Origin of the sequence: Pantoea sp. Tr-811, assembly GCF_011752535.1 — a bacterium.
Taxonomy (GTDB): domain Bacteria; phylum Pseudomonadota; class Gammaproteobacteria; order Pseudomonadales; family Pseudomonadaceae; genus Aquipseudomonas.
This window is the reverse complement of record NZ_VWXJ01000040.1, coordinates 1-9210: the sequence shown is the minus strand read 5'-3', so window position 1 is coordinate 9210 and position 9210 is coordinate 1. Positions and strand designations below refer to the sequence as shown.

Annotated in this window: 7 protein-coding genes; all 7 read left to right on the top strand. The window is 64.2% G+C overall.

The features are described from left to right. Positions 1 to 252: 252 nt before the first annotated feature. The gene (locus F3J44_RS29135) at positions 253 to 1143 is read left to right on the top strand and encodes a LysR substrate-binding domain-containing protein (RefSeq protein WP_167277945.1); all 891 of its coding nucleotides are present in this window, start codon (positions 253 to 255) and stop codon (positions 1141 to 1143) included. 134 nt (positions 1144 to 1277) lie between these two features. Continuing rightward, on the top strand, positions 1278 to 3950 hold the full coding sequence (gene acnA / locus F3J44_RS29130; RefSeq protein WP_167277943.1) for an aconitate hydratase AcnA: 2673 nt from the start codon (positions 1278 to 1280) through the stop codon (positions 3948 to 3950). A 67-nt stretch (positions 3951 to 4017) separates the two neighbouring features. Further along, a complete protein-coding gene (locus F3J44_RS29125) occupies positions 4018 to 5262 on the top strand; it encodes a lactonase family protein (protein WP_205300258.1) in 1245 nt (414 codons plus the stop codon). Between the two features lie 63 nt (positions 5263 to 5325). After that, positions 5326 to 6642: an MFS transporter gene (locus F3J44_RS29120; RefSeq protein WP_167277942.1), complete on the top strand. Its 1317-nt coding sequence runs from the start codon at positions 5326 to 5328 to the stop codon at positions 6640 to 6642. Positions 6643 to 6711: 69 nt separating this feature from the next. Next, positions 6712 to 7965: an OprD family porin gene (locus tag F3J44_RS29115; RefSeq protein WP_167277940.1), complete on the top strand. Its 1254-nt coding sequence runs from the start codon at positions 6712 to 6714 to the stop codon at positions 7963 to 7965. Positions 7966 to 8046: 81 nt separating this feature from the next. Then, the gene (locus F3J44_RS29110) at positions 8047 to 8775 is read left to right on the top strand and encodes a transporter substrate-binding domain-containing protein (RefSeq protein ID WP_167277938.1); all 729 of its coding nucleotides are present in this window, start codon (positions 8047 to 8049) and stop codon (positions 8773 to 8775) included. 47 nt (positions 8776 to 8822) lie between these two features. After that, on the top strand, positions 8823 to 9210 hold a 388-nt coding region (locus F3J44_RS29105; protein ID WP_254612428.1), incomplete at its 3' end, for a thiamine pyrophosphate-binding protein.

Here is a 9210-nt window from a genome sequence, read left to right as displayed (position 1 = left end):
TAGTGAAACGATGCATCGCCGATGGTAGTGTGGGGTTTCCCCATGTGAGAGTAGGTCATCGTCAAGATTCATTTCGCAAAACCCCTATCTGCGCGAGCAGGTAGGGGTTTTGTCTTTTCTGGCGTTTTAATTTCTTGAGATGCGCGGCGCCTGGCCGACCGCATCGCGAGCTTTGCTCGCTCCTACGGGGGGATCGCGGCGCGCCCGCGGTTTTTGCGGTATGGTGCAGCTCCTCTGATCAGGGACGCCCCCATGCGCTACGACCTTACCAGCCTGGACCTCTTCATTACCGTCGCCCAGGAGCGCAACCTCACCCGTGCTGCCGGTATCAAGCATCTGGCCGTTTCGGCCATCAGCAAACGCATCAGCGAGCTCGAAGCGCAGATCGGTTCCCCCTTGCTGATTCGCAACGCCCGCGGTGTGGAGCTGACCCCGGCTGGCCAGTCCCTGCTGTTCTATGCCCGCCAGCTCAAACAGACCATGGCGCAACTGGACAATGAGCTCAGCGAGTTTGCCGCCGGCGTCAAAGGCCATATCCGCATCCATGCGATCACCTCGGCGCTGTCGCAATTCCTGCCCCAGGACCTGGCAGGCTTTGCCGAACGCTACCCGCAGATCAGGTTCGATATCGAAGAGCGGGTGGGCTCTGCCGTAATCCGTGCGGTGGCCGATGGCCGCGCCGACCTTGGCATCATCGCCTCGCACACCCCTACCCAAGGCCTTGAAGCCTTGCCTTACCGCAACGACGAACTGACCTTGCTGGTACCCGCCAGCCACCCCTTGGCAGCGCTGAAGTCGGTGAAGCTCGAAGATGTGCTGGAACACGAATTCGTCGGCCCACACCTGGACAGTTCGCTGAATGCCTTGCTCAGTGCCGAAGCCGAAAAGCTTGGCCAGCCACTCAAGCTGCGCATCCGTATCAGCAGCTTCGATTGCATGTGCCGCATGGTTTCCAACGGCCTGGGCCTGGCCATTCTGCCGCGTAGCGTGGTCGAGCCCTACCTGCGCAGCCATCGCCTCAAGCGTGTGGCCTTGAACGAGCCATGGGCCCGGCGCTCATTGCTGTTGGTGCTGCGCAAGGACGACCATGCCGCCGCCACCCTGCGTACCTTCATCGATCACCTCACCCAGCCGGTAAAATGACCCTCTAGCGTTCTCCATTGGAGAACGCTCCTGTGGTGATTGATCAATTTTCATCAACGCCCACGCCCCCTAGTATCGCCTTATCAGTCCGGCCCCGCCCGGGCGACAACGATAAGAAAACGAGCGATACGAGCATGACCGAGACTGCCCGCGACCTGATGAGCATCCTGGAGATCGACCAGGTGCAATTCGCCTATGTCGACCTGAAAAAGCTGCTGGCCCCCAGCCAGCTCCAGCGCCTGCCTTACGCCATTCGCATCCTTCTGGAAAACGTGGCTCGCTGCACCCCAGGCGCCCTCGCGCCGGTGCTGGCCCGTGCCACCGGCCAGGGCCCGGATTGCGAAGTGCCGTTTCAGCCCAACCGCCTGATGTTCCATGACACCACCTGCCTGCCAGCACTGGCCGACTTTGCCGGCATGCGGGATGTGGTGGCCGAACTGGGCGGTGACCCCAGCGCCATGAACCCGCAGATTCCGGCCGTGCTCACCATCGACCACTCGGTGATCGTCGAGCGCTTTGCCGAAGCCGACGCGGTCGAGCAGAACCTGGACATCGACTTCCGTCGCAACAGCGAGCGCTACCGCTTTATCAAGTGGGCGCAGAAGAGCCTCGACAATTTCGGCGTGATCCCGCCGGGTACCGGCATCATCCACCAGATGAACATGGAAGCCCTGGCCAAAGTCGTTTGGGAAAGCCGCACCGAAGATGGCCAGCGCCTGCTGCACCCCGACGACATGGTCGCCACCGACAGCCACACCCCGATGATCAATGCCATCGGCGTACTGGGCTGGGGCGTCGGCGGCCTGGAAGGGCAGGCCGCCATGGTGGGCGAGCCCGTGCCGATCAACTTCCCCAAGGTGGTCGGCGTGCGGGTCAGCAACGCGCTGCGCCCAGGCGTCACCGCCACCGACTTGTCACTGCATGTGGCAGAGATACTTCGAAAGCGCTCGATGGTCGGCAAGTTCGTCGAATTCACTGGCCCCGGCCTTTCGAACCTGGGCTGGGCCGCGCGTGGAACTGTGGCCAACATGGCGCCGGAATATGGCGCTACCGTGGTGTTTTTCCCGTTCGATGACCAGACCCTCGAATACCTCAAGCTCAGCGGCCGCAGCGCCGAACTGTGCCTGCAGGCCGCCTCCTACCTGCACGCCCAGGGCCTGTACCGGCAGGACGCCTTGCCAGAACCGGCGTTCGACGAATTGATCGAACTGGACCTGGACAGCATCGAGCCCAGCGTCGCCGGCCCCTACCAGCCACACCAGCGGCAACCGCTGTCGCGCGCTGGCGAATCGTTCCGCGAACAGGTGCTCGGTGCTGGCCAGTTGATTACCCACCCGGCAGACCAGCCGTTCTTCGCACCGGCTTTCGGCACGCCGATCAGCCATGGCGCGGTGGTGCTGTCTGCCATCACCAGTTGCACCAACACGGCCAACCCTGCACAGATGCTCCAGGCCGGCCTGCTGGCCCGCAATGCCCGCCGCCTGGGCCTGCAGCGCAAGCCATGGGTAAAGACCTCGCTGTCGCCTGGCTCGCAGGTGGTGGCCGACTACCTGGCCGAGGCCGACCTGCTGCAGGACTTCGCCGCCCTGGGCTTCGACCTGGCTGGATTCGGCTGCATGACCTGCATCGGCAACTCCGGCAAGCTCGAAGCCCATGTCGAAGCCTTCGCCGACCAAGGCTTGAAAGGTGTGGTGGTGCTGTCTGGCAACCGCAACTTCGAAGGTCGAGTAAACCCCAAGGTACCCGCAGGCTACCTGGCGTCGCCTGCACTGTGCGTGGCCTACGCCATCGCCGGGCGGATCGACACCGACTTGACCTGTGAACCACTGGGCCAGGATGCCGCTGGCCAGCCCGTCTACCTGCACGACCTGATGCCCAGCGACACCGAAGTCGCCGAGCTTGCGGCTCGTGTGGTCAAGCCAGCGTTCTTCCGCCAGCGCCTGGCCACGGTATGGGAGGGCACCCACCACTGGCAGGCCCTGTCTGCCGAAGGCAGCGTGCAGTTCCCGTGGGACGCCGCCTCCACTTACCTGCGTCGCCCTCAGTACCTGGCCGATATCCGCGCCCAGGCCAATGCCAGCCTGGCCATCGAGGGGGCGCGTGCGTTGATGGTGTTGGGCGACAACGTCACCACCGACCATATCTCCCCCGCTGGCGCCATCCCCGCCAACAGCCTGGCCGGCCAGTGGCTGCTGGCCCGCGGCGAAGACCCACAAGACCTCAACCAATACTCCACCCGCCGCAGCAACCACGAAGTCATGCTGCGCGGTGCCTTCACCAACAAGTCGGTGCAAAACCGCCTGCTCGGTGCCCAGCAGCCGGGCGCCGGTGCCTGGGCCTGGAATGCCGACCACAGCCAGTGCCTGCCGTTGTACGAGGCTGCGCAGAGCTACGCCGGCACGCCGCTGATCGTCTTCGCCGGCATCAACTACGGTGCAGGCTCCAGCCGCGACTGGGCAGCCAAGGCCCAGGCCCTGCTCGGGGTGCGGGCCGTGGTGGCCAGCAGCATAGAGCGCATCCACCGTAGCAACCTGATCGGCATGGGCGTGCTGCCCCTGTTGTTCCCGCAAGGGCAGGGGGTCGATGACCTGCAGTTGGACGGTACAGAGCGCTTCGACTTCATCGGTCTGGATGAGCTGAGCGTTGGCGAAAACCGTATCCGCCTGGCGATCCAGCGTGCCGACGGCCGCCGCGACCAGGCCGAGCTGATTGCCCGCCTGGACTCGCAGCAGGAGCTTCGCTACCTCACCCACGGCGGCGTGCTGCCCTATGTGATCCGCAAGGTCGTGGGCCGAACACGCGGCTGAGCGCAATCAACGGCCCCGGGCACGGGGCCGGTCTGTACCCCTCACAACAACAAAAAGGGAAGACAGCATGCAAGGCGACGATCAGGGCGCGGGAGCGCGCCTGCCCAAGGCCCAAGCGGCCATGTACCGCCGTACCTTCATTCAACAGCTGGGCGCTGCGGCCGGTGTGTCGCTGCTCGGCTCGCTGCTGCCGCCAGGTATCGCCCTGGCGGCGGCCAGCCCGCTTTCCAACGCATCCGCCAACGGGAGAACAACCCCTATGTACGCCTATGTCGGCTCACGCACCACCCGCGAGCGCAATGCGCGGGGTGACGGCATCACGGTCTACCGCGTGGACCAACAGGCCGGCACCCTGGCGCAGGTTCAGGTGGTCGGTGACCTGGTCAACCCGTCGTTCCTGGCACTCAACCGCGCCGGCGACCGGCTGTACACCGTGCATGGCGACCAGAGCGACGTCAGCGCTTTCGCCGTCGACAAGGCCAGTGGCCGGCTGAGCTTCCTTAACCGCCAGAGCTGCGAAGGCAAGAACCCGGTGCACCTGGCCCTGGACCCCAGCGAGCGCTTTCTGGTGGTCAGCAACCACATCGGCGGCAGCCTGGCCGTGCTCAATGTCGAGCCGGACGGGCGCCTGGGCAGCCTCAACCAACTGCTCAAGCTTGAAGGCCCAACCGGCCCGCACCGAGTCGAACAGCCGTTCGCCAAACCGCATTTCAACCCGTTCGACGCCTCGGGCAATTTCGTCCTGGTGCCGGACAAGGGCCTGGACCGGATCTTCAGCTTGCGCTTCGACAACGGCAAGCTCTACCCCGCCGAGCAGCCCTTCGTGACCACCCGCGAAGGCGCCGGCCCACGGCACCTGGCGCTGCACCCGAGCGCGCCGTTCGCCTACGTGGTCAACGAACTGGACTCCACCGTCACCACCTACCGCTTCAACCCACTGACAGGCGCGTTGCAACCACTGCAGATTTTGTCCTCGCTGCCCGCCACCTTCACCGGCAACAGCCGCGCCTCGGAGATCGAGGTCGACCGCGCCGGGCGCTTCGTCTACGCCTCCAACCGCGGCTATGACAGCCTCGCGGTGTACGCCATCGATGCCCACAGCGGCCTGCTGAGCCTGGTGGATGTCCAGCCCAGCGCAGGCAAGACGCCACGGTTTTTCACCCTTACCCCCAACCAGCGCTTCGTGTTCGCCCTCAACGAAGACAGCGACAGCATCGTGGCCCTGGCCGTCGATGCACAGCACGGACGCTTGAGCCCCACCGGTTTTTCGGTTTCGACCGGCAGTCCGGTGTGCATGGTTTTTTCTGCCTGAACCGCGCCGCACAGATAACAATGACAAGGGGCTGGCCGCGGCCAACCCCACAACGAGGTCACCATGAACAACAACAAGACTGTCGATGAACAGGCCACGGTACGCAAGGTCACCTTGCGTATCATCCCGTTCATGTTCCTGCTCTACATCGTTTCCTACCTGGACCGTGCCAACATCGGCTATGCCGCACTGGAGATGAACAAGGAGCTCGCCCTGACCAGCGAAGCGTTCGGTTTCGTTTCCGGTATCTTCTTCATTGGCTACTTCCTGTTCGAAGTGCCCAGCAACGTCATGCTCAACAAGTACGGTGCGCGGGTTTGGATCGCCCGAATCCTCGTGACCTGGGGCGCGATCGCCGCCGCCACGGCCTTTGCCCAGACGGCCAACCAGCTGTACGTGCTGCGCTTTTTCCTGGGCGTGGCCGAGGCGGGCTTCTTCCCCGGCGTGATCGTTTACCTCACCTATTGGTTCCGTGCCAAGGAACTGGCCACCACCGTGGCCCTGTTCACCGCCGCCATTCCCGTCAGCTACATCATCGGCGCGCCGCTCTCGACCTGGATCATGGACAACATCCACTGGCTCGACTGGAGCGGCTGGCGCTGGATGCTGTTTCTCGAAGGCGCGCCGGCCATCGTGCTTGGCGTGGTCTGCTTCTTCTTCCTCACCGACAAACCCGAGCAGGCCACCTGGCTGACCAGCGCAGAAAAGCAGTGGCTGCTCGCTGAGCTCGAACGCGACCGGCAGAGCCGCAAGCACGTCAAGCGCCTGGGCGTGCTCAAGACCATGATCAACCCCAAGGTGCTGTACCTGGCGTTCATCTACTTCGTCTATCAGTGTGGCAGCCTTGGCGTCGGCTACTGGATGCCGCAGATCATCAAGGGGTTCTCCAGCAGCCTGACCCACACCCAGATCGGCCTGATCGCCATGCTGCCGTACATGGTTGCAACCGTGCTGATGGTGCTGTGGTCACGCAGCTCCGACCGGCGCAACGAGCGCAAGCTGCATTCGGCCATCCCACTGGCTGTGGCCGCCCTGGGCCTGGTGGGCGCGGCGGTGTTGCCTGGCCCGGTTGCCTCGATGGCGATGATCTGCGTTGCGCTCACCGGCCTGTACAGCTTCAAGTCGCCGTTCTGGGCCCTGCCAACGCTGTTCCTCGACCGCGCCACCGCCGCGGTGTCGATTGCCGTGATCAACTCCATCGGTAACCTCGGTGGCTTCGCCGGGCCTTCGTTGATCGGCGTGATCAAAGGCCAGAGCGGCAGCGCCGCGGCCGGCCTGATGTTCCTCAGCGCACTGCTGCTGGTGGCGTTCCTGATGACCGCGTTGATGCGCGTCGGCAACAAGGAACCGGATCAGCCGGTAACCGCTTCCGCCCACTGATTGCCCGCAGAAATCTGCCTGGTCCGTTTCGGGCCGGGCTTCCACACGCCTGCACGACGGACCCGCCAGATGCACAATAACAAGAATACCCTGCGAACCCTGATCTCCCTGTCGCCCTGCCTGCTGGCCAACCCAGCCGGCGCCGAGGGTTTTTTTGAAGACAGCAAGGCCAACCTGCAACTGCAGAACTACTACTTCAACCGCGACTTTCGTGACGGCGCCGGCCAGTCCAAGCGCGAAGAGTGGGCCCAGGGCTTTCTCCTCGACCTGCGCTCCGGCTACACCCCCGGCACCGTCGGCGTCGGCCTGGATGCCCTGGGCATGCTCGGCATCAAGCTCGACTCCAGCCCTGGCCGCGCCGGCTCCGGGCTGCTGCCGGTGCACGACGATGGCCGCGCCGCCGATACCTTCAGCCGCCTGGGCCTGACTGCCAAGTTCAAGGTTGCCAACAGCGAACTGAAGTACGGCACGTTGATTCCCAAGCTGCCCACCGTGCAGGCCAACACCGGGCGCATCCTGCCGCAAACCTTCGAGGGCGGCCTGCTGACCGTCAAGGAAATCGACGGCCTGACCCTCACCGGTGCCCGCCTGAATCGCGTCACCGAGCGTGACTCCACCGATGCCCAGGCCCTTGCCCTGAACAACAAGAACCGCCGTTTCGCCGGCAGCGTCGAGGGCGATGATTACTGGATCGGTGGTGCCGACTACGCCTTTGACAAGCAGGTGAGCCTGACTTACCAATACGCCGAGCTGCAGGACGTCTATCGGCAGAGTTTCCTTGGCCTCAACCACGTGCTGGGCCTTGGCCCAGGCAAGCTCAAGAGCGACCTGCGCTACATGCTCAGCGACGATGCCGGCAGTGCCCGTGGCGGGCGCATCGACAGCGGCGCCCTGAGCGGCATGTTCACCTACAGCCTCGGCGGCCACGCCTTTGGCCTGGGCCTGCAGAAGATGAACGGCGACACCTCGATGCCGTACCTCAACGGCACCGACCCCTACTTGGCCAACTACATCCAGATCAACGACTTCGCCGAGCCCGGCGAGCGCTCCTGGCAGCTGCGCTACGACTACGACTTCACAGCCCTCGGCATCCCCGGCCTGAGCTTCATGACCCGCTATGTCAAAGGCGACCATGCCGATGCCGCTACGCAGGCGGGGGAGGGCCACGAGTGGGAACGCAACACCGATATTGCCTATGTAATCCAGGCCGGGCCCTTGAAGAACGTCGGCATTCGCTGGCGTAATGCGGCCTACCGCTCAAGCTTCGCCCGCGGGGCCGACGAAAACCGCCTGATCGTGTCCTACACCCTACCCATCTGGTGAGCCCCATTCGCGGCTAAAGCCGCTCCCGCAAGTGTGAGGCCCGTGGGAGCGGGTTCACCCGCCAAGACCACGGAGAACCCCATGCCAATCGCCATCACCCCAGCCCTGCTGGCCGAACTCGCCCCCAACGGCACCCTCACCGCCGCCATCAACCTGGGTAACCCGGTGCTCGCCCAGCGCGGCCCCGATGGTCAGCCCCAGGGGGTGTCGGTTGCCCTGGCCAAGGCCCTGGCCGCCGAACTGGGCGTCACCCTGAACATGCGCACCTACGACGCTGCCGGCAAGGTTTTCGCCGACCTGGAGCAGGGCGCCTGGAACCTGGCCTTCCTTGCCATCGAACCGGTGCGCGAAGCACAGATCGCCTTTAGCGAACCCTACGTGTTGATCGAAGGCACCTACCTGGTCAGGCAGGACGCCCCCTACCAGCATGTCGGCCAACTGGACCAGCCCGGCCTGCGCCTGGCGGTGGGCAAGGGCGCAGCCTACGACCTGTACCTGAGCCGCACCTTGCAGCACGCCGAACTGGTGCGCGCCGACACCTCGGCAGGGGCCGTCGATCAATTTATTGAAGAAAACCTCGACGCAGCGGCCGGTGTGCGGCAGCCTTTGCAGGCGGCCGCTGATGCCGACCCTCGCTACCGCGTCCTAGACGGCGCCTTCACCGCCATCCGCCAGGCCATGGCGGTGCCGCGGGGGTGCGACAAATCGGCCGAATTTGTACGTGACTTTATCGAACGTTGCCTGCGTCAAGGATTTGTTCGGGCGGCTCTGCTTGCCACCGGACAATCCGACGTCAGCGCACCGCGCTGAAGACTCCTGGATTCACCACCGCAATATCACTTGAGGTTACAAGCAAGATGGCCAAGGCCGCCGATGTCGTTGTGCAATGCCTGGAAAACGAAGGTGTCGAGTATGTGTTCGGCATTCCTGGTGAGGAAAACCTCGACCTGCTGGAATCCCTGCGCAAGTCGAAGATCAAGCTGGTTCTGACCCGCCACGAGCAGTCCGCGGGCTTCATGGCCGCCACCTATGGCCGCCTGACCGGCAAGACCGGCGTCAGCCTGTCGACCCTGGGCCCTGGCGCGACCAACCTGGTAACTGCCAGCGCCTATGCGTATCTGGGCGGCATGCCGATGATGATGATCACCGGCCAGAAGCCGATCAAGAAGTCCAAGCAGGGCCGCTTCCAGATCATCGACGTGTGCGGCATGATGGACCCCATCACCAAGTACACCCACCAGTTCG

Bases quoted from the DNA above. Each gene is read 5' to 3' on its own strand.
- acnA (WP_167277943.1), top strand. From the start codon at position 1,278: ATGACCGAGACTGCCCGCGACCTGATGAGCATCCTGGAGATCGACCAG.
- F3J44_RS29125 (WP_205300258.1), top strand. From the start codon at position 4,018: ATGCAAGGCGACGATCAGGGCGCGGGAGCGCGCCTGCCCAAGGCCCAA.
- F3J44_RS29120 (WP_167277942.1), top strand. From the start codon at position 5,326: ATGAACAACAACAAGACTGTCGATGAACAGGCCACGGTACGCAAGGTC.
- F3J44_RS29110 (WP_167277938.1), top strand. From the start codon at position 8,047: ATGCCAATCGCCATCACCCCAGCCCTGCTGGCCGAACTCGCCCCCAAC.
- F3J44_RS29115 (WP_167277940.1), top strand. From the start codon at position 6,712: ATGCACAATAACAAGAATACCCTGCGAACCCTGATCTCCCTGTCGCCC.
- F3J44_RS29135 (WP_167277945.1), top strand. From the start codon at position 253: ATGCGCTACGACCTTACCAGCCTGGACCTCTTCATTACCGTCGCCCAG.